This is a genomic window from Pseudomonas sp. GNP012 (assembly GCF_054343835.1).
Map to the genome: position 1 here is coordinate 554,321 of NZ_JBTGUU010000001.1, position 24,232 is coordinate 578,552.

At 60.1% G+C, this 24,232-nt stretch carries 20 protein-coding genes; 7 read left to right on the forward strand and 13 right to left on the reverse strand.

Annotation, left to right across the window (positions count from 1 at the left end):
• Positions 1-153: 153 nt before the first annotated feature.
• A complete protein-coding gene (gene plsB, locus ACXX83_RS02385) occupies positions 154-2,646 on the reverse strand; it encodes a glycerol-3-phosphate 1-O-acyltransferase PlsB (protein WP_458547473.1) in 2,493 nt (830 codons plus the stop codon).
• 236 nt (positions 2,647-2,882) lie between these two features.
• Here plsB and ACXX83_RS02390 point away from each other — a divergent pair, with 236 nt between their 5' ends.
• Positions 2,883-3,092 (forward strand): cold shock domain-containing protein, encoded by a 210-nt coding sequence (locus ACXX83_RS02390; protein WP_007954750.1) that lies wholly within the window; start codon positions 2,883-2,885, stop codon positions 3,090-3,092.
• A gap of 125 nt (positions 3,093-3,217) precedes the next feature.
• On the opposite strand, the gene ACXX83_RS02395 is transcribed toward ACXX83_RS02390, so the two are convergent.
• The 4 genes from ACXX83_RS02395 to ACXX83_RS02410 all read right to left on the reverse strand — a co-directional run bounded on the left by ACXX83_RS02395 (position 3,218) and on the right by ACXX83_RS02410 (position 8,470).
• Entirely contained in the window at positions 3,218-3,595 is a 378-nt protein-coding gene (locus ACXX83_RS02395) for a hypothetical protein (protein ID WP_007978418.1), read from the reverse strand.
• Positions 3,596-3,679: 84 nt separating this feature from the next.
• On the reverse strand, positions 3,680-4,489 hold the full coding sequence (locus ACXX83_RS02400; RefSeq protein WP_458547474.1) for a putative RNA methyltransferase: 810 nt from the start codon (positions 4,487-4,489) through the stop codon (positions 3,680-3,682).
• Positions 4,489-5,640, reverse strand: a complete 1,152-nt coding sequence (gene dapE, locus ACXX83_RS02405; RefSeq protein WP_015093751.1) for a succinyl-diaminopimelate desuccinylase — start codon at positions 5,638-5,640, stop codon at positions 4,489-4,491. Before dapE ends, ACXX83_RS02400 begins: the two co-directional genes overlap by 1 nt.
• Before the next feature lie 238 nt (positions 5,641-5,878).
• A complete protein-coding gene (locus ACXX83_RS02410) occupies positions 5,879-8,470 on the reverse strand; it encodes a glycosyltransferase (RefSeq protein ID WP_015093752.1) in 2,592 nt (863 codons plus the stop codon).
• Between the two features lie 209 nt (positions 8,471-8,679).
• Here ACXX83_RS02410 and tcdA point away from each other — a divergent pair, with 209 nt between their 5' ends.
• Positions 8,680-9,498, forward strand: coding sequence for a tRNA cyclic N6-threonylcarbamoyladenosine(37) synthase TcdA (gene tcdA, locus ACXX83_RS02415; protein WP_015093753.1), 819 nt, complete (start codon positions 8,680-8,682; stop codon positions 9,496-9,498).
• A gap of 118 nt (positions 9,499-9,616) precedes the next feature.
• On the opposite strand, the gene ACXX83_RS02420 is transcribed toward tcdA, so the two are convergent.
• From ACXX83_RS02420 to ACXX83_RS02435, 4 genes are all read right to left on the reverse strand, one after another.
• Positions 9,617-10,021 (reverse strand): SufE family protein, encoded by a 405-nt coding sequence (locus ACXX83_RS02420; protein WP_458547475.1) that lies wholly within the window; start codon positions 10,019-10,021, stop codon positions 9,617-9,619.
• Positions 10,018-11,223, reverse strand: a complete 1,206-nt coding sequence (locus tag ACXX83_RS02425; RefSeq protein ID WP_458547476.1) for an aminotransferase class V-fold PLP-dependent enzyme — start codon at positions 11,221-11,223, stop codon at positions 10,018-10,020. The genes ACXX83_RS02420 and ACXX83_RS02425 overlap by 4 nt, the downstream gene beginning before the upstream one ends.
• Before the next feature lie 139 nt (positions 11,224-11,362).
• Positions 11,363-12,397: a 2,3,4,5-tetrahydropyridine-2,6-dicarboxylate N-succinyltransferase gene (dapD, locus tag ACXX83_RS02430; RefSeq protein WP_458547477.1), complete on the reverse strand. Its 1,035-nt coding sequence runs from the start codon at positions 12,395-12,397 to the stop codon at positions 11,363-11,365.
• Between the two features lie 32 nt (positions 12,398-12,429).
• On the reverse strand, positions 12,430-12,792 hold the full coding sequence (locus ACXX83_RS02435; RefSeq protein ID WP_007978403.1) for an ArsC family reductase: 363 nt from the start codon (positions 12,790-12,792) through the stop codon (positions 12,430-12,432).
• Between the two features lie 318 nt (positions 12,793-13,110).
• Between ACXX83_RS02435 and ACXX83_RS02440 the strand changes: the two genes are divergently transcribed.
• Positions 13,111-14,742 carry a Na+/H+ antiporter gene (locus ACXX83_RS02440; protein WP_458547478.1) on the forward strand — a complete coding sequence of 544 codons (1,632 nt, stop codon included), beginning with the start codon at positions 13,111-13,113 and terminating at the stop codon, positions 14,740-14,742.
• Positions 14,743-14,787: 45 nt separating this feature from the next.
• Here the strand turns inward: ACXX83_RS02440 and ACXX83_RS02445 are convergent, their stop codons facing one another.
• The 4 genes from ACXX83_RS02445 to map all read right to left on the reverse strand — a co-directional run bounded on the left by ACXX83_RS02445 (position 14,788) and on the right by map (position 20,635).
• Positions 14,788-15,519: a M12 family metallopeptidase gene (locus ACXX83_RS02445; protein WP_217837369.1), complete on the reverse strand. Its 732-nt coding sequence runs from the start codon at positions 15,517-15,519 to the stop codon at positions 14,788-14,790.
• 153 nt (positions 15,520-15,672) lie between these two features.
• On the reverse strand, positions 15,673-16,872 hold the full coding sequence (gene dapC, locus ACXX83_RS02450; RefSeq protein WP_015093759.1) for a succinyldiaminopimelate transaminase: 1,200 nt from the start codon (positions 16,870-16,872) through the stop codon (positions 15,673-15,675).
• 158 nt (positions 16,873-17,030) lie between these two features.
• A complete protein-coding gene (locus ACXX83_RS02455; protein ID WP_217837370.1) occupies positions 17,031-19,733 on the reverse strand; it encodes a [protein-PII] uridylyltransferase in 2,703 nt (900 codons plus the stop codon).
• A gap of 41 nt (positions 19,734-19,774) precedes the next feature.
• Entirely contained in the window at positions 19,775-20,635 is an 861-nt protein-coding gene (gene map, locus ACXX83_RS02460; RefSeq protein ID WP_302470070.1) for a type I methionyl aminopeptidase, read from the reverse strand.
• Positions 20,636-20,928: 293 nt separating this feature from the next.
• On the opposite strand from map, the gene rpsB reads away from it, so the two are divergent.
• From rpsB to frr, 4 genes are all read left to right on the forward strand, one after another.
• Complete coding sequence (rpsB, locus tag ACXX83_RS02465; RefSeq protein WP_007978390.1) at positions 20,929-21,666, forward strand: 30S ribosomal protein S2; 738 nt, start codon at positions 20,929-20,931, stop codon at positions 21,664-21,666.
• Between the two features lie 189 nt (positions 21,667-21,855).
• Positions 21,856-22,719: a translation elongation factor Ts gene (gene tsf, locus ACXX83_RS02470; RefSeq protein ID WP_015093762.1), complete on the forward strand. Its 864-nt coding sequence runs from the start codon at positions 21,856-21,858 to the stop codon at positions 22,717-22,719.
• A 209-nt stretch (positions 22,720-22,928) separates the two neighbouring features.
• Positions 22,929-23,672, forward strand: a complete 744-nt coding sequence (gene pyrH / locus ACXX83_RS02475) for a UMP kinase (RefSeq protein ID WP_003222124.1) — start codon at positions 22,929-22,931, stop codon at positions 23,670-23,672.
• Complete coding sequence (gene frr, locus ACXX83_RS02480) at positions 23,669-24,226, forward strand: ribosome recycling factor (RefSeq protein ID WP_007978385.1); 558 nt, start codon at positions 23,669-23,671, stop codon at positions 24,224-24,226. The genes pyrH and frr overlap by 4 nt, the downstream gene beginning before the upstream one ends.
• The last annotated feature ends 6 nt before the right edge of the window (positions 24,227-24,232 follow it).

Genomic DNA, 24,232 nt, shown 5'->3' on the forward strand with positions numbered 1-24,232 from the left:
ATTGATCGTCGGTAGTGACGAGCGCCCAGCATAGGGTCGAGATAGCGATTTCTATGTAGGGGGATTCCTGCGGATAGGGGCAAAGCTGGAGTGACATGAGTCAGAAGCGTCCTTGCTTCAGCCATAAAACCCACGCGCAGAGATCTGAGTGATTCAGACTGGCGTCACCAATTCCGCCGCATCTTCACTGCGATGCAACGCCACCTGCCGGATCGACAAGCGGATCTCCGCCGGCAACACCCGTTTGGCCGCGCCTTCGGCCAGCTCGCCGAGCAGTTCGTGGTAGCTCAACTTGCCCGCTTCGTCGCGCTTGAGCACTTCGAGGTCGAGCAGGGTCTGGATGAAGTGGCGGAACAGGCTCTTGTCGAAGAATTCCGGGGCGTTCAGGCCATGCAGGATCGACAGGCGCTGGGCCATGACCGTGCACAGGTCTTCCAGTTCTTCGGCACTGATGCTGTTCTGGCCGCTGTTGAGCAGCAGGGACACGGTCATGTAGAAACGCTGCAGGGTCTGGGCGATGCTTTTCGACAGCAGCGTCAGCAACACGAAATGCCGTGAGCTTGGCGCCGGGCGCAGGTACACATCGTTCTCGACGCGCAGCAGGCCTTGCTCGACGAACGCCTCCAGCCACTGGTCGATCACAGCATCCAGTTCGTCCAGCGACCAGCGAATGAACAGCTCCGCTTGCAGGTACGGGTACAGCGCGCGGGTGTAGCGCAGGATCTGTTCGCGACTCATGCGCGAGGCACTCTGGAAGAAGCTCGCCAGCAGTGCCGGCAGGGCGAAGATGTGCAATACGTTGTTGCGGTAGTAGGTCATCAGGACGGCGTTCTGTTCGTCCAGATACAGAATCTTGCCCAGGGCATCGCTCTGCTCGGACAGCAGGTCCATGTCCTTCACGTGCTCGATCAGCGCCCGGCCGTCACCTTCCGGCAGGGTGGTGTGTGGCGAGTACGGCACCTTGCGCAGCAGCGCCAGATACAGGTCGAGCACCCGTGCCATGGCGCGGTCGTCCAGGGCCAGGCGGCTGGTGGACAGCAGAGCCAGGGCGACGAGGTTGACCGGGTTGATCGCTGCCGCTTCGTTCAGATGCCGTGCGACCTTCTCGCCGAGGCGGTTGGTGGTCTCGTTGAGCCAGGCGGGTCTGAACTGCGGGCCGAGTTCCTGCTGGCGCCAGTCCGGCTGTTCGTTGTCGAGAAATTCCGCGAGTTTGATCGGCTCGCCGAAGTTCACCGCGACCTGGCCGAAGCGCTGCTTGAGTGCGCCGATGACTTTGAAGATGTCGAAGATCGATTCTTTCTTCTTGGCCGCACCGCGCAACTCGCCGAGGTAGGTCCGGCCTTCCAGTACGCGCTCGTAGCCGATGTATACCGGCACGAAGACGATGGGCATGCGCGATGAGCGCAGGAAGCTGCGCAGGGTGATCGCGAGCATCCCGGTCTTCGGTTGCAGCATGCGCCCGGTGCGCGAACGGCCACCCTCGACGAAATACTCCACCGGGAAGCCCTTGGTGAATAGGGTGTGCAGGTATTCGTTGAAGACCGAGGTGTACAGCGGGTTGCCCTTGAACGTCCGGCGCATGAAGAACGCGCCGCCACGGCGCAGCAGGCCGCCGATCACCGGCATGTTCAGGTTGATCCCGGCGGCGATGTGCGGCGGGGTCAGGCCGTTGCGGAACAGCAGGTAGGACAGCAGCAGATAATCGATGTGGCTGCGGTGGCAGGGTACGTAGATCACTTCGTGACCCTGGGCGACCTTCTGCACGCCTTCGATGTGGTTGACCCTGATGCCGTCGTAGATCTTGTTCCAGAACCAGCTCAGCACCACTTCCATAAAACGGATGGCGGTGTAGGTGTAGTCCGAGGCGATTTCGTTGCCATAGCGCAGGGCCTGGGCCTTGGCTTTTTCCGGCGAAATGTTCTCGCGTTCGGCTTCGTCGAGGATCGCTTGTCTGACCTGCGGCTGGTTGAGCAGGCCCTTGACCAGGTTGCGACGGTGGGAAATGTCCGGGCCGATCACCGCCGCCTTCAGGTTGCGAAAGTGCACCCGCAGGATGCGCTGGGCCATGCGCACGGTGCGCTCGTGGCCCTTGTTGTGTTCGATCAGTTCGCGCAGGTGGATCGGCGCGGAGAACTGCACGCGGGTCTTGCGCCCCAACACGATGATGCTCAACAAGCGCCGCAGACGCCCGGTCACCGCCCAGCTATCGGCGAACAGGAGTTTCCACGGGCTGTTTTCGCTGTCCGGCGACTGGCCCCAGAACACGCTGACCGGAATGATCTGCGCGTCTTCGGCAGCGTTCTGGCTCAGGGCGCTGACCAGGCGGGTCAAGGTTGGCGGCGCGCCGCGTTTGTCCTGGCGGCCGAGCCAGTCCGGGTCCGGCGTCAGGTAGAAGAACGCGGCCGGTTCCAGCAGGTTGCCCACCGATACCGGCAGCACGGGGCGCGGCAAGCCGGCCTTGCTGCACTCGGTGTCGACCACGGCAAGGTCGGTCAGCGATGGGTTTTGCAGGACGTAGAACACCGGACGACTGCGGTCGAGGTTGAGGGTGAACGACGACTGGTTGATCGTCTCTGAGCGAACCCAGAGGTACAGCAGTCGACGCAGGGTGCCAAACACAAGACGGCGGAACGGGGAACGGGTCATACGGCTTCTGCGTGAGTGAATGAAACCAAGCGTTTGCTCGGGAGGGCGATAGTGTGCCGGATTCGTCGAAAATCGGCAAAAAAGCGCGTAAGTAAAGTCTTGTTGAGAGTTTTAGCGTCTGTCATATACTCGGCGCTCTGTCGCCGTTACCCACATGGGACCGGTATGCGCAGGCTGACGTTCCCGAGGCTTTCCTGCGAAAAGCCCGATCAATAATAAAAAGGGAGTATGAACAAATGGCAACACGCGAAACCGGCAACGTGAAGTGGTTCAACGACGCCAAGGGCTACGGCTTCATTCAGCGCGAGGACGGAGTGGACGTGTTCGTGCACTACCGCGCGATTCGTGGCGAGGGGCACCGTTCACTGACCGAAGGCCAGCAAGTTGAGTATGCGGTGGTCGAAGGGCAGAAGGGGTTGCAAGCTGAGGATGTTGTAGGTCTGTAATCACGCAAAACCATTGTGGGAGCGGGCTTGCTCGCGAATGCGGTGTGCCAGTCGCAGTTGATGCCGGCTGATCCACCGCATTCGCGAGCAAGCCCGCTCCCACATTTGATCGGTGTTGTTGGCTATTAAGCGGTTTTCCAGGTGATCTCTTCTTCACCATCGGCGCTGATGCGAATCCAGCGGTCCGCCGTCTCTTCACCTTCTTCCTCGACCCAGGTTCCCGGCGCGCAACGCACTTCGACGTTCAGCGCGGCAAACGCGGCGCGGGCGCAGGCGATGTCGTCGTCCCATGGGGTCTGGTCGCTTTCCAGGTACAGGCTGTTCCACTTGCCGACCGCTTTTGGCAGCCAGGTCACCGGCACGTTGCCGGCCTTGCACTTGTAGGTCTGGCCCTTCTGGACCCAATCCGAACACGGGCCAAGTGCCGCGCCCAGCCAGGCGGCAATGGCTTTGTGATCGACGTCGGCGTCTTTCAGGTAAATCTCGATATCGGGCTGGCGCATGGATGTCCTCACTGCGGGTCTGAAAAATCCATTCGCGGATTTAGCCGGCCTTGAGCCGTTGCCCAAGACCAAAAATGTTTGAAGTTATTGAAGAACGAAATAATCGTAGCGCATCGACACGGTGACCTCGAACGGCTCGGCCTGCTCGATAACGGCAGCACGGCGTTCGGCACTGGCGCGCCAGCCGTGGGGCGTCATCGCCAGCAGGTTCGCCCGGTCCTGACCACTGTGGAGCGTCAGTTTGAATTCCAGGGTTTCGCAGTGCGCCAGCGCCATGCCTTCCGGCACCAGGTCCAGGTGCTTGTCGTCGATGTACTCGCGGACCTCATCGTACAGCCGCTCGCGCAATTCCATCAGGTGGCCGCTGGTCGGCCCGACTTTCATCAGGCCGCCGCCGACGCTCAGCAGGCGCTTGGCCTCTTCCCAATCCAGCGGGCTGAAGACGCTGGCGAGGAACTGGCAACTGCCGGAAGCCAACGGCACCCGCGCCATGCTGGCAATCAACCAGGTGAGCTGCGGGTTGCGTTTGCAGGCGCGTTTGACCGCTTCGCGGGAGATGTCCAGGGCATAACCTTCGGCATCCGGCAGCGCCTCGGCGATCTGCGCGGTGTAGTAGCCCTCGCCACAACCGATGTCCAGCCAGCGCTGCGGCGCATAGCTGGCGGCCAGCTCCGCCAGACGCCTGGCCACCGGCGCATAGTGCCCGGCATTCAGGAAGTCGCGGCGGGCTTCGACCATTGCCTGGTTATCCCCGGGATCGCGGCTGTTCTTGTGCTGCACCGGTAGCAGGTTCAGGTAACCCTGCCGCGCACGGTCGAACCGATGCCCGGCGGGGCAGACCACACCGTTGTCCACCGCGTTGAGCGGTGCGCTGCAGATTGGGCAGGCAAGCATCAGGCGAGCAACTTGATCAGGGTCTGGTAGTAGATCTCGGTCAGTACGTCGAGATCGGCTGCCAGCACGCGCTCGTTGACCTGGTGGATGGTCGCGTTGACCGGGCCCAGCTCAACCACTTGCGTGCCCATGGTCGCGATGAAGCGCCCGTCGGAGGTACCGCCGCTGGTGGACGCCTTGGTGTCGCGACCGGTGATGTCCTTGATGCTCGACGACACCGCGTCCAGCAGCGCGCCTGGCTCGGTGAGGAACGGCAGGCCGGACAAGGCCCAGTCGACGTGCCAGTCCAGGCCATGCTTGTCGAGGATGTCGGCGACGCGCTTCTGCAGGCCTTCGACCGTGGACTCGGTGGAAAAGCGGAAGTTGAACACCGCCACCAGGTCACCCGGGATCACGTTGGTCGCACCGGTGCCGGAGTTGACGTTGGAGATCTGGAAACTGGTCGGCGGGAAGAAATCGTTGCCGTGGTCCCAATGCTCGGCGGCCAGTTCTGCCAATGCCGGAGCGGCGAGGTGGATCGGATTCTTTGCCAGGTGCGGGTAAGCCACGTGACCTTGCACGCCGCGCACGGTCAGCTTGGCGCCGAGGGAGCCGCGACGGCCGTTCTTGACCACGTCACCCACCAGGGTGGTGCTCGACGGTTCGCCGACGATGCACCAGTCCAGGCGCTCCTTGCGCGCGGCGAGGCGTTCGACCACTGCCTTGGTGCCGTGGTGCGCCGGACCTTCTTCATCGCTGGTGATCAGGAACGCGACTTTGCCCTTGTGATTCGGGTAGTCGGCGACAAAACGCTCGGACGCGACGGTCATGGCGGCGAGACTGCCTTTCATGTCGGCAGCGCCACGGCCGCAGAGCATGCCGTGTTCGTCGATCAGCGCGTTGAACGGTTCGATCTGCCAGGCTGACACCGGGCCGGTCGGGACCACGTCGGTGTGGCCGGCGAAGCACAGCACCGGACCGTCGTCCTGGCCGTGGGTGGCCCAGAAGTTATCCACATCTTCGATGCGCATCGGTTCCAGGGTGAAACCGGCATCGCCCAGGCGCTGCATCATCTGCTTCTGGCAATCGGCGTCGACCGGCGTCACGGACGGACGGCGGATCAGGTCGATGGCGAGTTGAAGGGTCGGCGAAAGGTCGGCGTGGGCCGTCATGGAAAACTCCGGAATCATGGAATATGGGCTTGGGCTTCAATGTGGGAGCGGGCTTGCTCGCGAAAGCGGTGTGTCAGTCAACATACGCCTCAACTGTTACAACGCATTCGCGAGCAAGCCCGCTCCCACAGGTATTGGGTTCGATCGGCAAACCGCGACACGCCAAGCCCCGCAAAATGGCGGTTATCTTAAAGCAAAACGGCGACCATTGGCCGCCGTTTAGTGCATCCGCAAAGATTTAGACGACAGGTGCCGTTTCAGGCTCGGCGGCCGGTTTCGGCAGCGACGACAGGAACGCCATGATCAGCGCCGCCAGATACGGTAGCGACTGCACCAACAGCATGGTGACCCAGAAGCGCATGTCGTTGCTCGGCATGCCGTTGACCAGATAAATCCCCAACGCCGCGCTCCACAACAGCAGCATGATGAACAACTCTTCGCGCGCTTCGGAAATCGCGACCCAGAAGCCATGGTTGTCGGCATTTTTCGGTGTGCGGAAGAACGGAATGCTGCTGGTGAAGAAGCCGTACAGCACCGCTTTGGCGATGGTGTGGGACAACGCCAGACCGGCCAGCGCCGCGCAGAAGGCATCCTTCAAGTTCACCCCGACCGCACGACGGTAGAGGAAGATGATCTTGGCGACCTTGAATACGAACAGCGCCAACGGCGGGATTGCGAAGATCAGCAGCGGCGGATCGACCCGTTGCGGCACGATGATCATTGCCGCCGACCACAACAGCGCACCGACGGTGAAGAAGATGTTCATACCGTCTGCCACCCACGGCAACCAGCCCGCGAGGAAGTGGTAACGCTGGCCGCGGGTCAGCTCGGTGCCCTTGCCGCGCAGCAGGCTGGCGGTGTGGCGCTTGATGATCTGAATCGCTCCGTAGGCCCAGCGGAAACGCTGTTTCTTGAAGTCGATGAAGGTATCGGGCATCAGGCCTTTGCCGTAGCTGGTGTGGTAGTACGCCGCCGACAGGCCTTTCTCGAATACGCGCAGGCCCAACTCGGCGTCTTCACAGATGCACCAGTCGGCCCAGCCCAGCTCTTCGAGCACCGAACGGCGGGTCATGGTCATGGTGCCGTGCTGGATGATCGCATCGCGGTCGTTGCGGGTGACCATGCCGATATGGAAGAAACCTTTGTATTCCGCGTAGCAGAGCTTCTTGAAGGTGCTTTCGTTCTGATCGCGGTAATCCTGTGGCGACTGCACCACGGCGATTTTCGGGTCGGCGAAATGCGGCACCATGTGCTTGAGCCAGTTGCGGTCGACGCAGTAGTCCGAGTCGATCACGGCAATCACTTCGGCGTCCTTGGCGGTGTGCGGAATCAGGTAGTTCAGTGCGCCACCCTTGAAGCCGGCCAGCGGTGCCACGTGGAAGAACTTGAAGCGCGGGCCGAGGGTGGCGCAGTAGTCGCGCACCGGTTCCCAGACCGCTGGATCCTTGGTGTTGTTGTCGATGATCAGGACTTCGAAATCCGGATAGTCGAGGTTGGCCAGGGCGTTGAGGGTCTGTTTGACCATCTCCGGCGGTTCGTTGTAGCAGGGCACGTGAATCGACACTTTCGGGCGGTAGCTGGAATCGCCTTCCACCGGCAGGAACTCGCGGCGGCGCTTGTGCACCCACACCGCTTCGGCCAGTTCATGGGCTTCGGTCAGCAGCACGATGAACACCCCGAGCGCACCGAGGGCAAGCAGGAAACCCACTGTCAGGCTGAACCAGGTGCTGTACTGCTGGCTGTAGTCGTAGCCGATCCACACCAGCACCGAACCACAGAGGAACGCAATGAAGGTCAGGAAGGTGCGACCACGCTGGCGCAGGGCCGAGCCGTCGATCATCAGCAGGGTCAGCGACAACAGCGCCAATACCACCGAACCGATGGCCAACACGCGCCACTGCGGAATCGCCACCACCGGGCCTTCGAAGTTGAACTTCTGCTGGCGCGCGGCGTTGAATACGCCCCAGTATGCGCCAACGGAACCTTCGTCGCTGACTTTCCACGGCTGGTCAAACGCTTCGATCACGAAGTAGTTGAAACCCTGGCGATTGAGCTTGTTGACCAGGGTTCGCAGGTAGATCGCCTGGTCTGCGGGCGAAGCATCGGCGCCGCCGCGCATGCGGCCGTTGCTCGGCCAGCCCACTTCGGACAGCAGCAGCGGCTTTTTCGGGAACATCTTTTTCAGGTCGCGGGCGCGGTCGAGGACGAACTGCCCGGCCTTGTCCATCGGGATGAATTCCCAGTAAGGCAGGACGTGGGCTGCGATCAGGTCGACGTGCTTGGCCAGTTCCGGGTGTTCTTCCCAGACGTGCCATTGCTCGGACGTGGTCACCGGCACCTTCACGGCGGCACGGACACGATCGAGCATCACGCTCAGTTCGGCGGCGGTGATTTCCTTGCGGAAGATCGCTTCGTTGCCGACCACCACACGAACCACGCTGCGCGAAGAGTTGGCGATTTCGATGGCGCGGGTAATTTCCCGTTCGTTGCGTTCCTGGTCCGGACTGATCCAGATCCCCAGTGTCACCCGCAAACCAAACTCTTCCGCCAGTTTCGGGATGTCTTGCAGGGTGCCATCGACCGAGTAGATGCGGATGTTATCCGTCAGCTTGCTCATGATCTCCAGGTCGCGACGCATTTGATCGTCGGTCGGGTACTGGTCTTTCTGCGGGAACTGGCCCTGCTGGAATGGCGAGTACGAGAAGCCGGAGATCTGTTCAGGCCAGTTGGGGGCGGTGACCGGGCGGTTGATCAGCGCCCAGAAGCCGGTAAACAAGGCCGCGATGGCGAGCACCACGACCAGGTTGAGTCCAAATTTACGCGATGACATAGCTATTTCGGGTTCCAAAGACTGTGGAACGGAGGAACGGTTGGCCGTCGCCAATGGGCGCGCATCCTACACCGGGCATTCTCTGGTCCTGCAGCGGACAGGGAATTGCCGGACGTTGGGCAATCTGATTTCGTTAAAGTTCTTTCTATTTTTCATGTAACTGATTTTGTCTTCATATCGCCATATAATGCCCGCCGGTTTTTGGGGTAATGGTCATGAGTACTGAAGATCCGCGTTTTGCCGGCATTGCCCGTTTGTATGGCATCGAAGGCCTTGAACGCCTGCGCGCAGCCCATGTGGCGATTGTCGGCGTCGGTGGGGTCGGTTCCTGGGCGGCGGAAGCCATGGCCCGTTGTGGCGTGGGCGAGATTTCGCTGTTCGATCTGGATGACGTCTGCGTCAGCAACGCCAACCGTCAGTTGCACGCGCTGGACAGCACCGTCGGCAAACCCAAGGTCGAGGTGATGGCCGAGCGTCTGCGCGGGATCAACCCGGACTGCACGGTGCACGCGGTGCCGGACTTCGTCACCCGCGACACCATGGCCGAGTACATCACGCCGAACATCGACTGCGTGATCGACTGCATCGACAGCGTCAACGCCAAGGCTGCGCTGATCGCCTGGTGCAAGCGTCGCAAGATCCAGATCATCACCACCGGCGGCGCAGGCGGGCAGATCGACCCGACCTTGATTCAGGTCTGCGACCTGAACCGCACGTTCAACGACCCGCTGGCGTCGAAAGTGCGCTCCACGCTGCGCCGCGACTACGGCTTCTCACGCACCGTGACCCGCCATTACAGCGTGCCGTGCGTGTTTTCCACCGAGCAGCTGCGTTATCCGAAACCGGACGGCAGCATTTGCCTGCAGAAGAGTTTTGTCGGTGATGGCGTGAAGCTCGACTGCGCCGGCGGGTTTGGCGCGGTGATGATGGTGACGGCGACCTTCGGCATGGTCGCGGCGACCAAGGCTGTGGACAAGATTGTGGCGGGAGTGCGGCGGCCGGCGGAGCGGGTCAAGCCTCAGATTTAAGTGTTGCTACTGATGGCCTCTTCGCGAGCAAGCCCGCTCCCACATTCGATGTTCAGTGAATACAGTTTTTGTGTACGACCGAAATCCAATGTGGGAGCGGGCTTGCTCGCGAAGGCGATTAACCGGCCAACTCATTCATTCGCTGAAGTACGGCATTGAGGCCATTGCTACGAGACTGGGACAACTGCCGCCCCAATCCCAGCTGATTGAACCAGTCCGGCAAATCCACCTGCTGCAATTGAGCCGCCGACAAGCCGTTGACCCGCGCCAGCAGCAACGCCACCAACCCGCGAATCAACCGCGCATCGCTGTTGGCGCTGAACTGCCAATGGCCGTCGCGCAATTCGCCCACCAGCCACACCTGGCTTTCACAACCGTGCACCCGGTTGGCGTCGCACATCTGCGTATCACTCAAGGCAGGCAGGTGCTCGCCCCATTGCATCAGCAGGCGTGCGCGTTGTTCCCAGCTGGCGGCTTTGCCAAAGGTATCGAGTGCGGTCACGGCATCGGCAGGCAGGTTCATCGCAGCAGCTCCAGGGCCTGATCCAGGGCTTCAAAAAACCGTTCCAGGTCTTCGGAGTCGTTGTACAGCGCCAACGACACCCGAATCGCCCCCGCCAGTTCAAAGCGTTTGAGCAACGGCATGGCGCAGTGATGGCCAGCGCGCACTGCAATCCCTTGCTCAGTCAGCAAGTGCGCCAGGTCAGAGTTATGTACACCCTCGACGGTAAAACTGGCCAGTGCCACTTGTGGCCTGCCCAGCAAACGGATTCCGTGACGTGCCTCAAGACCCTTGAGCAAACCGGCATGCAGCGCCGTTTCATGGGCGGACACGGCGTCCTGGTCAAGCCCGGCGAGGTAATCCAGGGTCGCTCCCAGGCCGATCACACTGGCAATCGGCGGCGTCCCGGCCTCGAAGCCCAGAGGTGCCGGGCGAAAGCGGGCGTCGTGATAATTGGCATCGAGCACCATTTCACCGCCGAACTGCCAGGGACGCAGCTGTTGCAGCGCAGTATTGCGCCCGAACAGCACGCCCAGGCCATCGGGACCGTAGAGCTTGTGGCTGGAGAACACATAAAAATCGCAGCCCAATGCTTGCACGTCGTGGCGGCCATGGACCACGCCCTGGGCGCCATCGATCACGGTCAGGGCATTGTGCGCCTTGGCCAGCGCCAGCAATTGAGGCAGCGGCTGCCACGCGCCAATCACGTTGGACAGCTGACTGACGGCCAACAGACGCGTGCGGGGGCCGATCAAACCGGCGGCGGCTTCAAGGTCGATCACGCCGTCGGCGTCCAGCGGCAGGATCACCAGCTTCAGCTCGCGACGGTGCGCCAGTTGCTGCCACGGCAAAAGGTTGGCGTGATGCTCCAGGGCGCTGACGACGATTTCGTCGCCCGGATCGAAAAGGTGTTCCAGGCCATAGGCCAGGAGATTCAGCGCGGACGTCGCGCCGTGGGTAAAGATGATCTGCCCGCAATCGCCAGCATTGAGCCATTGCGCGGCTTTGCGACGGCTGTCCTCGAACGCCTGGGTGGCGTGGGCGCCGGGCAAGTGTTGCGCCCGATGCACGTTGGCAGCGCCATTGGCGTAGTAGTGCGCCAGGGCATCCAGCAGGGCTTGGGGTTTTTGCGTGGTGGCGGCGTTGTCCAGATAGGTCTGGCCTTGTCGCTGCAGGGCAGCGATGGCCGGAAAATCGGCGCGCCAGGGAGAGAGAATCATCATGTTGTTCGCCTGTACGCCTGACCCCTGTAGGAGCGAGCATGCTCGCGATGGACCTCAACGACAACGCGGGGTACCAGACAGCCCGTGTCGTTCATTTGATCATCGCGAGCAGGCTCGCTCCTACAGGTACAGGTGACGCTTAGTTGTGAGCGTGCAGCGCTTCGTTCAACTCGATGGCCGATTTGTGGGTTTTGCATTCCACGGCACCGGTCTCCGAATTGCGACGGAACAGCAGGTCCGTCTGGCCGGCCAGTTCACGGGCCTTGACCACTTTGACCAGTTGATTGTTCTCGTCCAGCAGCGCGACTTTGGTACCGGCGGTCACGTACAGGCCCGACTCGACGGTGTTGCGGTCGCCCAACGGGATACCGATACCGGCGTTGGCGCCGATCAGGCAGCCTTCGCCGACCTTGATCACGATGTTGCCGCCGCCCGACAGGGTGCCCATGGTCGAGCAGCCGCCGCCCAGGTCCGAACCCTTGCCGACGAATACGCCAGCGGATACGCGGCCTTCGATCATGCCCGGGCCTTCGGTGCCGGCGTTGAAGTTGATGAAACCTTCGTGCATCACGGTGGTGCCTTCGCCCACGTAGGCACCCAGGCGCAGACGCGCAGCGTCAGCGATACGCACGCCAGCCGGAACCACGTAGTCGGTCATTTTCGGGAACTTGTCCACCGAGAACACTTCCAGCAACTCGCCGCGCAGGCGGGCTTCGAGTTGCAGTTCGGCCAGTTCGCCCAGGTCGACAGCGCCCTGGCTGGTCCAGGCCACGTTCGGCAGCAGCGGGAAGATCCCGGCCAGGTTCAGGCCGTGAGGCTTGACCAGGCGATGGCTCAGCAGGTGCAGCTTGAGGTAGGCCTCCGGGGTGGACGACAGCTGGGCGTCTTCAGCCAGCAGGGTGGCGACCAGCGGCTTGTGGCTCTCGGCCAGTCGGGTCAGCAGGGCAGCCTGGGCAGCGTCGACGCCTTTGAGGGCTTCGGCCAGTTGCGAGGCCTGTGCGGTGCTGAATGCGATGGCCTGATTGCCTTCGGTGTAGCCCAGGATCGGTGCGATAGCGGCGACGACTTCAGCCGATGGCTTGAGAGCCGGGGCGGCGTAGAACACTTCCAGCCATGCGCCTTGACGGTTTTGAGTGCCGACGCCGAAGGCCAGGCTGAACAGGGTAGTGGACATGTGAATACCTCTAACAAAATTGAACGGGCTGCTTACTTGAGCGCGGCCGCGTAGATATCTGGCTTGAAGCCAATCAGGGTTCGGTCACCGAGATCGAGCACCGGGCGCTTGATCATCGAGGGTTGTGCGAGCATCAGTTCGATGGCTTTCGTCTGGTCGAGATCGGCTTTGCGTTCGTCGTCGAGCTTGCGAAAGGTCGTGCCTGCACGGTTTAACACCACTTCCCAGCCGTGCTCGCTGCACCATTGGGTCAGGTGTTCACGGTCGATACCGACCGCTTTGTAATCATGAAAGTCATAGCTGACAGCGTGTTCATCGAGCCAGGTGCGCGCCTTTTTCATGGTGTCGCAGGCTTTGATGCCGAAAAGGTGCAACGTTTTGCTTGAAACGGTCAAGGAATTGCCCCCTTTGCAGGTGCTGGAAATAAAAGGTGGAGGATTATGCCATGGCCGGACGGTTTCGCGGCGGCTGTGGTCGGGTTTGTATTTTTGTCATTCCATAAATCCCTTGTAGGAGCGAGCTTGCTCGCGATGAACCTGAGAGCGCCGCGGGGTATCAGGCAGTCAGCGTAATCGTGAACGACCATCGCGAGCGAGCTCGCTCCTACAAGGGGGTTGTGGTTCAGCCGTGCGACATTGGTGCAAGGGCCCCCAGCCAGTCTAAGCAGCTAATATGGCACTTCCATGCTGTCGATTGTCCTGGAACCACGTTTTATGCAAACCGCCTACACCGTCCTGATCCTGTTGATGCTGGTCGGCGTTTCGCGCCTGATCGGACGGGTGATCCCGCTGCCGTTGCCGCTGGTGCAAATCGCCGCAGGGGCATTGCTTGCGTGGCCGACTCTGGGATTGCATGTGGCCCTGAATCCCGAGTTGTTCCTGTTTCTGTTCCTGCCACCGCTACTGTTCTCCGACGGTTGGCGCATGCCCAAGCGCGAATTCTGGCACCTGCGCGGACCTATCCTGACCCTGGCGGTGGGCCTGGTGTTGTTTACCGTGGTTGGCGCCGGCTATTTCATTCATTGGCTGCTACCCAGTGTGCCATTGCCGGTGGCGTTTGCCCTGGCGGCCGTGCTGTCGCCGACGGATGCGGTGGCGGTGTCGGCGATCTCCCGCAATCGACTGCCCACGCCATTGATGCACATCTTGCAGGGTGAGGCGCTGATGAACGACGCCTCGGGCCTGGTGACGTTCAAGTTTGCCTTGGTGGCGGCGGTGACCGGCGTGTTCTCACTGGCCAATGCCAGCCTGACGTTCGTGCTGGTCGCCGTCGGCGGGCTGGCCGTCGGGGTGGCCTTGAGCTGGCTGGTTGGCCGTCTGCGGGCGTGGATGATCGCGCGCGGCTGGGACGACCCCGCGACGCACGTGGTGTTCATGTTGTTGCTGCCGTTTGCGGCCTATGTGCTGGCCGAGCGCATGGAGGTGTCGGGCATCCTCTCGGCGGTGGCGGCGGGGATGATGCAGAGCTGGCTCGATCTGCTGCCGCGCCAGACCAACACGCGCCTGCTCAATCGCAGTGTCTGGTCATTGCTGGAATTCGCCTTCAACGGCTTGATTTTCCTGCTGTTGGGCCTGCAGTTGCCGGACATCATCAAGGCGGTGGCCAGTCACGAAACCTCGCTATGGCCGACATTGTTGTATCGCGGGCTGGATGTGCTGGCGATTTTCCTGGTGCTGCTGGTTTTGCGGTTCGTCTGGGTGCAAAGCATCTGGCGGCTGTCCATTTTTGTGCGGCGCTGGCGTGGCAAGGCTGAGATAACCCGGGTGCCAAGCGCGCGTTCCTGCTGGTTGCTGACCGTCGGTGGCGTGCGTGGGGCCGTGACGCTGGCTGGGGTAATGTCGGTGCCGATGCTCATGGGGGATAGTGCGTTTCCCGAGCGCGATCTGCTGATATTCATCGCCGCCGGGGTGATTCTGCTGTCGTTGATTGCGGCCTGCATCGCGCTGCCACTGTTGTTGCGCGGCATCGAAGCCAGCCCGGACGACAAGCGCCGCAACGAAGTGCGCGACGCCTGGCGCAAGACCGCCGAAGCGGCCATTCATGCGCTTGAGACAGAAGAAATCAACCCGCAGGACGCTGCCCAGTCCGCGCTGGCGGCCGAACTCAAGGCGCGGATCATGTCCGAGTACCGGCACCAGTTGGAGGTGTTCAACGATTCAGCCGAAGCCCAGGCCTTGGCCTTTCAGATGGACTTGCTGGAGCGGCGTCTACGTTTGAAGGCGCTGCGGGCACAGCGCCTGGAGTTGTATAGCCTCAGTCGTCAGCACCAGATTGGCGATGACGTGTTGCGTGAGGTGTTGGGGGAACTGGATCTGAGTGAGGCCAAGTTGGGAGCGGTGAAATAATAAAGAGGTTCGTTGTTTGGTTTACGCTGAGTGATAATTGATGTCTTAATCTGGCTTTGGATATGCTTTGCGCATTAGTCGGCGATCGTTTTGGCTTATTGTTGTGTTTTTATATACCGCCCAATCCCCGATTGTCAGTTCGTTGGGTATGGGGTAGTGCATTATTGAGGTTGGATCATAAGCAGTGGTTCGAGCAGTTGCTGTTTCCAGCAATCTAAACAGATTGTGATCAACTTCCTCCTTGCTCCATTGAAAAGCGGTCCAGTAGTGCTCATATACCGCAGGTTTGTTCCACGGGATATTAGCTTTTGGATGTTGATGTTCATGCTCCATGCCGAGTGCATGGCCGAATTCGTGCAATACCGCAGCTTCAAACCAAGGATGGTCGGGAGCGGTGCCAATGTTCATGGTGTTTTCGCCAGGGCCGCGCAGCGTGGCGTCGGTGCCGATAGCTGAGTAGTTTAAGGGGGCTTCCATGGTGATCCGAATGTCACCCTCGGAGCCGCTGACAAACTCCAGATTCAAGTTGATAGATGGTTGCCATAGCATGATGGCTTTTATGGCGGCCTCACGATGTGTGTCGGACGGCGGGTTGAGAAATGCTACTTTGAGTGTCCTCTGGTTAGCCCAAAATTTGGAGTGAGTTGATACTCCTCTTTTTTTTCGACTTCCAGTGGTCGCAATGTTGGCATTGTCAGGGTTTTCATTAATGGCGGCGTCATAAGAGGCTTGTATGTCTGCTGGTTCGATAACTTTGCAGGGGTGTGAATGAGACATTGACTATCTCCTTGTCATATTTTTAGTTGAATCGGTTGATTCAGCTTGGAGATTAGTTGTCGTTCTGTTGTGGGTAAAGTTGCTGCCTATTAGGGAATGTTGCGATAACTAAGCATGGCCTGCACCGCGTTGCACGGTGCAGGCTTGGAGCGCTTACTGGTTTCTCGTAATAAATGCACGGATTCGTTCGGCAGCCTCGACACACTCCGCCAACGGCGCAACCAGCGCCATGCGCACGCGCCCGGCGCCCGGATTGACGCCATCGACATCCCGCGACAGGTAAGAGCCCGGCACCACGGTCACATGCTCCTGCTCGAACAGGTCGCGGCAGAACGCTGCATCGTCACCGGCCACATTCGGCCACAGGTAGAAACTGCCATCCGGACGCTGTACGTCCAGCACCGGGCTGAGAATTTCCAGTACCGCATCAAATTTCTCGCGATACAACGCTCGATTGGCGCGCACATGCACTTCGTCATTCCATGCAGCAACGCTGGCCAGTTGGGTTTGAACCGGCATCGCGCAGCCGTGGTAGGTGCGGTAAAGCAGGAAGCCTTTGAGAATGTCGGCGTCACCGGCGACAAAACCCGAGCGCAGGCCTGGCAGGTTCGAACGCTTGGACAGGCTGTGGAACACCACGCAGCGCTTGAAGTCCTTGCGGCCCAGTTCTGCGCAGGCGCTGAGCAGGCCTGGCGGCGGCGTCTGTTCGTCGAAGTAGAGTTCGCTGTAGCACTCGTCCGCGGCAATCACGAAGTCGTGCTCATCGGCCAGGGCGATCAGCTTTTTCAGGGTCTCGACCGGAATCAATGCGCCGGTCGGGTTGCCTGGCGAGCATAGGAACAGGATCTGGCAGCGTTTCCAGATGTCCGGCGAAACGGCGTCGAAATCCGGATTGAAGCCGTTTTCGTCCAGGCATGGCAGGTAATGCGGCTTGGCCCCGGCGAGGAACGCTGCGCCTTCGTAGATCTGGTAGAACGGGTTCGGGCTGACCACCAGCGCGTCATCGCCACGGTTGACCACGGTCTGGGTGAAGGCGAACAGCGCCTCGCGGGTGCCGTTGACCGGCAGCACGTTGCGCGCCGGATCGATCCAGCCTTTGGGGACATCGAAGCGACGTTCGCACCAGGCGGCGATGGCTTCGCGCAGGGCCGGGATGCCGAGGGTGGTCGGGTATACGGCCATCTGATCGAGATTGCTGGCCAGTGCTTCGGCGACGAAGCTTGGCGAGCGGTGTTTGGGCTCGCCAATGGACAGTGCAATAGGGCGCTTGTCCGGGTTGGGCGTGACGCTGCCGAGCAAGGCGCGGAGTTTTTCGAACGGGTAGGGCTGGAGCTGGGACAGAGCGTTGTTCATCGATAAATCTCGTTCGGTGTTGGAGCGGCGCTGGTCCCTGTAGGAGCGAGCTTGATCGCGATGGTCGTCAACGATAACGCGTTCTTGCCAGAATAACGCGGCGTAGTTGAGTTCATCGCGAGCAAGCTCGCTCCTACAAAAGTCGGGCCGTTGTTAAGTCAGATGCTGATGCGCGACAGTTTGATATCGGGTTCCTGGTTGACGCTCAGTTGTTCGACGATCGCATCCTGCAGACGGCTGCACAGCAGCGGGTCGGACAGCGGCTGATTGTGGGCGTCGGTGATGAAGAACACGTCTTCCACGCGCTCGCCGAGGGTGGCGATCTTGGCGTTTTGCAGCGACAGATCGAACTCCAGGAAAATCGTGCCGATCCGCGCCAGCAGGCCCGGGCGGTCGGGTGCCGTGAGTTCCAGCACCGTCACCGGCCGCTGGGCGTCGTTATGGATCGTTACCTGTGGTGCAAAGGCGAAATGCTTGAGCTGGCGCGGTACCCGGCGCTGGATGATGGTTGGGTAGTTGTCCGGGTTGCGCAGGGCCTCGGTAAGGCCGTCGCGGATCTGTTTGACCCGTGCCGGGTTGTCGCCAATCGAGTCGCCGTCGGTGTCGAGCACGATGTAGGTGTCGAGGGTGAACTGGCTGCTGGAGGTGATGACCCGGGCGTCATGGATGTTCAGGTTGAGCTGGTCCATCGCGGCCACGGTCACGGCGAAGAAGTCGTGCTGGTCGGGGGCGTAGATGAAGATCTGGGTCCCGCCTTCGAACTCGCGCTGGGTAGTCTCCTTGATCAGCACCAGTGGTCCGCCATCGGCCGGTTGCTGGAGGATCGCGTCGCTGTGCCAGGCCACATCGCCGGCGGTATGGCGCAGGAAATAGTCATCACCCAACTGCGCCCACAGTTGCTCGACATCGTCCGGGTCTGTGCCGCCGCGTACCAGAATGTCCAGGGCGGCGCTCTGGGTCTGGCGGATCTGCTCTTCGCGATCCACCGGATTCTCCAGGCCGCGACGCAGGGCACGCTTGGTTTCGGTGTAGAGCTGGCGCAGCAGGCTGGCGCGCCAGGAATTCCACAGCGTCGGGTTGGTGGCGTTGATGTCGGCGACGGTCAGCACATACAGGTAGTCAAGGCGGGTTTCGTCGCCGACGATCTGTGCGAAGTCGTGGATCACCTGCGGGTCGGACAGGTCCTTGCGCTGGGCGGTGGTCGACATCACCAGATGGTTTTGCACCAGCCACACGATCAGGCGGCTGTCCCACAATGGCAGTTGATGGCGCTGGCAAAACGCCTCGGCGTCGACCGCGCCGATGTCCGAGTGGTCGCCGTGGCGGCCTTTGCCGATATCGTGGTACAGGCCGGCCATGTAGATCAGCTCGGGTTTGGGCAGCTTGCCCATGAGCTTGCTGGCCAGCGGGAATTTTTCCGATACCTGGGTGTACTGCAATTTACGCAGGTGTTTGATCAGGTTCAGTGTGTGCGCGTCGACCGTATAGATGTGGAACAGGTCATGCTGCATCTGCCCGACGATAAAACCGAATTCGGGCAGATAACGCCCCAGGATGCCGTAACGGTTCATTCGTCGCAGGTTGCGGTGGATGCCGATCTTGCACTTGAATAGCTCGATAAACAGGCTGGTGTTGCGAATATCGTTGCGGAAGTCGTCGTCGATCAGGTGACGGCTTTCCCGCAGCATACGAATGGTGTCCGCGCGCACGCCCTTGATTTCCGGCTGCTGGGCCATCAATACGAAAATTTCGAGCATGGCGAACGGCGTGCGGCGGAAAACGTTGTGGTTGCGTGCTTCGATATAGCCATCATGCAACTGGAAGCGCGAATTGATCGGCTGCGGTGGTGCCTCATCTTCAGGTGCGAGGATGACTTCCTCGAAGTGCTGGATGATCAGGTCGCTGAGCTGGGCGATGCTCATCACCACCCGGTAATACTGCTGCATGAAATTTTCGATGGCTTGCTTGGCGTCGTCGCCTTTGAAGCCCAGCAGTCCGGCAATGGTGCGCTGGTGATCGAACAGCAGGCGGTCTTCGGCGCGACCGGCGAGCATGTGCAGGGCATAGCGAACCTTCCACAGGAACTCCTGGGAGGAGGCGAGCAATGCGTTTTCACTTTCGACCAGGAAGCCTTCGCCCGCCAGTGCCCGCAGGTTCAGGGTGCCGTACTCGCGACGGGCCACCCACAGAATCGTCTGGATATCCCGCAGGCCGCCGGGCGAGCCCTTGACGTTGGGTTCCAGGTTGTATTCGGTGTCGTTGTACTTGTGGTGCCGGGCCTTTTGTTCGGCACGCTTGGCCAGGAAGAAGTCCTTGCTTGGCCACATGTGCCCGGTACTGGTGACGTCCAGCATGCGCTGGCGCAAACGCTCGGGGCCGGCGATGGTGCGGCTTTCCATCAGGTTGGTGACGACCGTCAGGTCGGCGCGGGCCTCGACGGCGCATTCGTCGACCGAGCGAACGCTCTGACCGACCTCCAGGCCGATGTCCCACAACAGTGTCAGAAAGCGTTCGATGGAATCGCGGAAAACTTCGTGGTCCGCGCTGTCCAGCAGGATCAGCAAATCGATGTCGGAATAAGGGTGCAATTCACCGCGGCCGTAGCCGCCGACCGCGACCAGCGCGATGTCGGCGTCCTCGCTCCAGTTGAACTGCTCCCAGGCCTTTTGCAGGATGTTGTCGACGAACCAGGCGCGATCCTCGATCAGCCGGCGAATGTCCCGGCCATTGCGAAAGCGTGCGTCGAGCACCTCGCGGGCCTGGCGGATCGCCTTCTTGAAGGCCGCGATCGGGCTTGCCTTCAGGGCCAGTTCAGCCTGGAACTGGCCACGGTCGAAGAGTTCGGGGTCCACCTGCGGCATCGATTGGCTTTCCTTTCTATAGGCGAGATACGCTGGCGAGATCAGGCCGAAACGCGAGGGATGGTGTCATCGCTGCGCAGGGTGAAGATCTCGTAACCGGTTTCGGTCACCAGCAGGGTGTGTTCCCACTGTGCCGAGAGCTTGCGGTCCTTGGTGATCGCGGTCCAGCCGTCGCCCAGAACCTTGGTGTCGGCACGGCCCTGGTTGATCATCGGCTCGATGGTGAAGGTCATGCCGGCCTTGAGTTCCATGCCGGTGCCAGCGCGACCATAGTGCAGGATCTGCGGCTCTTCGTGGAACACCTTGCCGATACCGTGGCCGCAGAATTCGCGAACCACCGAGAATCCGTTCTTTTCAGCGTGCTTCTGGATGATTTCACCGATATCGCCCAGGCGGCAGCCGGGTTTGACGATTTCAATCGCCTTGTACATGCATTCCTGGGTCACCTGGGACAGGCGCTCGGCCCAGACCGGCACGGTGCCGACGTGGAACATGCGGCTGGTGTCGCCGTGGTAGCCGTCCTTGATGACGGTAACGTCGATGTTCAGGGTGTCGCCGTCTTTGAGCGGCTTGTCGTTCGGGATTCCGTGGCAGACCACATGGTTGATCGACGTGCAGATCGACTTTGGATAGCCCTTGTAGTTGAGCGGGGCAGGGATGGCTTTCTGCTCATTGACAATGTAGTCGTGGCAGATCTGGTTCAGTTGATCGGTGGTAACGCCCGGCTTGACATGTTCGGCAATCATTTCCAGCACATCGGCGGCCAGTTTGCCGGCGATACGCATTTTGGCGATATCCTCGGGCGTTTTGAGGGTGACGGTCATACGGGCTCTCTCTGCGCCAGGCGGCGCTTTCTGAACGGAAAGGGCATTGCGCGATGGGTCTTCGCAGCCCTGAAAAATACGATTCTACCAGACGATCAGCGCAAATCTGCGCCTGTGTGCATCGCTTCTCTCTATAGAATGGTGCATTCTTGGAGGATTCCAAGGGATGGCGCAAAGCGCTCGCCAGGATTTCAGAATCCGGGTTCCGTTTTGCCCTGCCTTGTGATATAAAATGCGCCGCTTTCCGGGGATGTCCCGAAAAGCCTAAATCCACACACGTGTCGACACGATGACCTGGGTGCCTTCAGCTGATGCTGCTGGTTGGTCATTGGGATACGTGGAGGCCAAACCCGACTTATTAAGGAACTATCATGTCCCAAGTCAACATGCGCGATATGCTGAAGGCCGGTGTGCACTTCGGTCACCAGACCCGTTACTGGAACCCGAAAATGGGCAAGTACATTTTCGGCGCGCGTAACAAGATCCACATCATCAACCTTGAAAAAACCCTGCCAATGTTCAACGAAGCTCTGACTTTCGTAGAGCGTCTGGCCCAGGGCAAAAACAAGATTCTGTTCGTCGGCACCAAGCGTTCCGCTGGCAAGATCGTTGCTGAAGAAGCAGCACGTTGCGGTTCGCCGTACGTCGATCACCGCTGGTTGGGCGGCATGCTGACCAACTTCAAAACCATCCGTGCTTCCATCAAGCGTCTGCGTGACCTTGAAGTTCAAGCCGAAGACGGTACTTTCGCCAAGCTGACCAAGAAAGAAGCGCTGATGCGCACTCGTGACCTGGAAAAGCTGGATCGTTCCCTGGGTGGTATCAAGGACATGGGCGGTCTGCCAGACGCTCTGTTCGTTATCGACGTTGATCACGAGCGCATCGCGATCACCGAAGCCAACAAGCTGGGCATCCCGGTTATCGGCGTAGTCGATACCAACAGCAGCCCGGAAGGCGTTGACTACATCATCCCAGGCAACGATGACGCAATCCGCGCTATCCAGCTGTACATGGGTTCGATGGCTGACGCTGTGATCCGTGGCCGCAACAACGTTGCCGGCGGCACCGAAGTTTTCGTTGAAGAAGCTCCGGTAGCAGCAGCTGAGTAATTGACGCCTTGGCGTTGACTCAGTAAGCAAAAAGGGGGCTTGGCCCCCTTTTTGCCACCTCGAAAACCATTTGTCGGCGCCCACTGCTCTATCTGTAATGTGCGGCAGCTAACAAGGGTGGTTCGGGAAGAATTGATCGCCCGTTCGATCGGGTGGAATGGTTGAAAACCTATCCAAGAGGATTTTGAAATGGCAGAGATTACTGCAGCGTTGGTCAAAGAACTGCGCGAGCGTACTGGCGAAGGCATGATGGACTGCAAAAAGGCCTTGACCAAGGCTGGCGGCGACATCGAGAAAGCCATTGATGACATGCGTGCTTCGGGCGCCATCAAGGCCGCCAAGAAAGCCGGCAACGTTGCCGCTGAAGGCGCTATCGCCATCAAGGCTGACGACAAGGCAGCCGTGCTGCTGGAAGTCAACTCGCAGACCGACTTCCTGGCCCTGCAAGACGACTTCAAGAACTTCGTTGCTGCCAGCGTAGAGAAAGCCTTCGACGAAAAACTGACCGACGCAGCTCCGCTGATCGCCGCTCAGGAATCGGCTCGTGAAGCACTGGTTGCCAAAGTTGGCGAAAACGTCAACATCCGTCGCCTGGTGCGTGTAGAGGGCGACGTTGTCGGCACCTACCTGCACGGTAACAAGATCGGTGTTGCTGTTGTTCTCAAGGGCGGCGATGTTCAGCTGGCCAAAGAGATCGCCATGCACGTGGCTGCAAGCAACCCTGAGTTCCTGCTGCCATCGCAGGTTTCGCCAGAAGCCATCGAGCGCGAAAAAGCCGTGTTCCTGTCTTTGAACGAAGACAAGATGAAAGGCAAGCCGGCTGAAATCGTCGAGAAGATGATCGCTGGTCGTATCACCAAGTTCCTGGCTGAAGCCAGCCTGGTCGAGCAAGCTTTCGTCATGAACCCGGAAGTCACCGTAGGTGCTCTGGCCAAGAAAGCCGGCGCTGAAATCGTTTCCTTCACTTACTTCAAGGTAGGCGAAGGCATCGAGAAGCCAGTGGACAACTTCGCAGAAGAAGTTGCTGCCCAGCTGGCTGCTGCCAAGCAATAAGACGGTTTTTTAACTGTCGCCCAGAAGAGGCTGCCCGCTCACGCGCGCAGCCTCTTTTCAGATGGGGCACCAATTTTTATTGGTTTCCTTTTGGAACTGGCTTACAAAGCCATGTTCCGATGGCGCTGAAGCAGCGCCAAGCTAGAGTGAACGCCAGCTGTAAACAGCTCGCAAAGAATTTTTAAAATACGCCGCAGGAGAGATTCGCAATGGCTCAGCAGGGCAGTGGTTATCAGGCTCGCTATAAACGCATTCTACTCAAGCTCAGCGGCGAGGCCCTGATGGGCTCGGAAGAGTTCGGGATCGATCCGAAAGTTCTGGATCGCATGGCATTGGAAGTTGGCCAGCTGGTCGGCATCGGTGTTCAGGTCGGTCTGGTTATCGGTGGTGGCAACCTGTTCCGCGGTGAAGCGCTGAGCAAAGCTGGCATGGATCGGGTGACCGGCGACCACATGGGCATGCTGGCCACTGTGATGAACGCCCTGGCCATGCGCGACGCCCTTGAGCGCGCCAACATCTCGGCCATCGTGATGTCCGCTATTTCCATGGTTGGTGTGACCGATCACTATGATCGCCGCAAGGCCATGCGCCACTTGAACTCCAAGGACGTGGTGATTTTCGCGGCCGGTACCGGCAACCCGTTCTTTACGACGGATTCGGCTGCCTGCCTGCGTGCAATCGAAATCGATGCCGATGTCGTGCTCAAGGCAACCAAGGTCGATGGCGTCTACACCGCTGACCCGTTCAAAGATCCGCATGCCGAGAAGTTCGATCATCTGACTTACGATGAAGTGCTGGATCGCAAGCTGGGTGTTATGGACCTGACGGCCATTTGCCTGTGCCGCGACCACAAGATGCCGCTACGCGTATTTAACATGAACAAGCCCGGCGCCCTGCTGAACATCGTACATGGCGGCGCTGAAGGAACCCTGATCGAGGAAGGCCAACAATGATCAACGAAATCAAGAAAGACGCTAAAGAGCGCATGCAGAAGTCCGTGGAATCGCTGGCGCACAACTTCGGCCGCATTCGTACCGGTCAAGCGCACCCGAGCATCCTGGAAGGCGTGATGGTGCCGTACTACGGTTCCGACACCCCGATCAAGCAAGTGGCCAACATCACCGTCAAAGATGCCCGTACCCTGCAAGTCGTTGCCTTCGAGCGCAACATGCTGGGTGCCGTCGACAAGGCGATCGGTAGTGCAGGTCTGAACCTGAACCCGACCAACCTTGGTGAGCTGCTGCTGATCAGCATGCCGGCCCTGACCGAAGAAACCCGTCGCGGTTTCACCAAGCAGGCCCGTGATGTGGCTGAAGATGCCCGTGTTGCCGTGCGCAACATCCGTCGCGATGCAAACAGCTCGCTGAAGGATCTGGTCAAGGAAAAGGAAATCAGCGAAGACGAAGAGCGTCGCGCCACTGGCGAGATCGACGATCTGACCAAGAAGTTCGTAGCTGAAATCGACGCTAAGTTGGCGGAGAAAGAAAAAGACCTGATGGCCGTATAAGGGTCG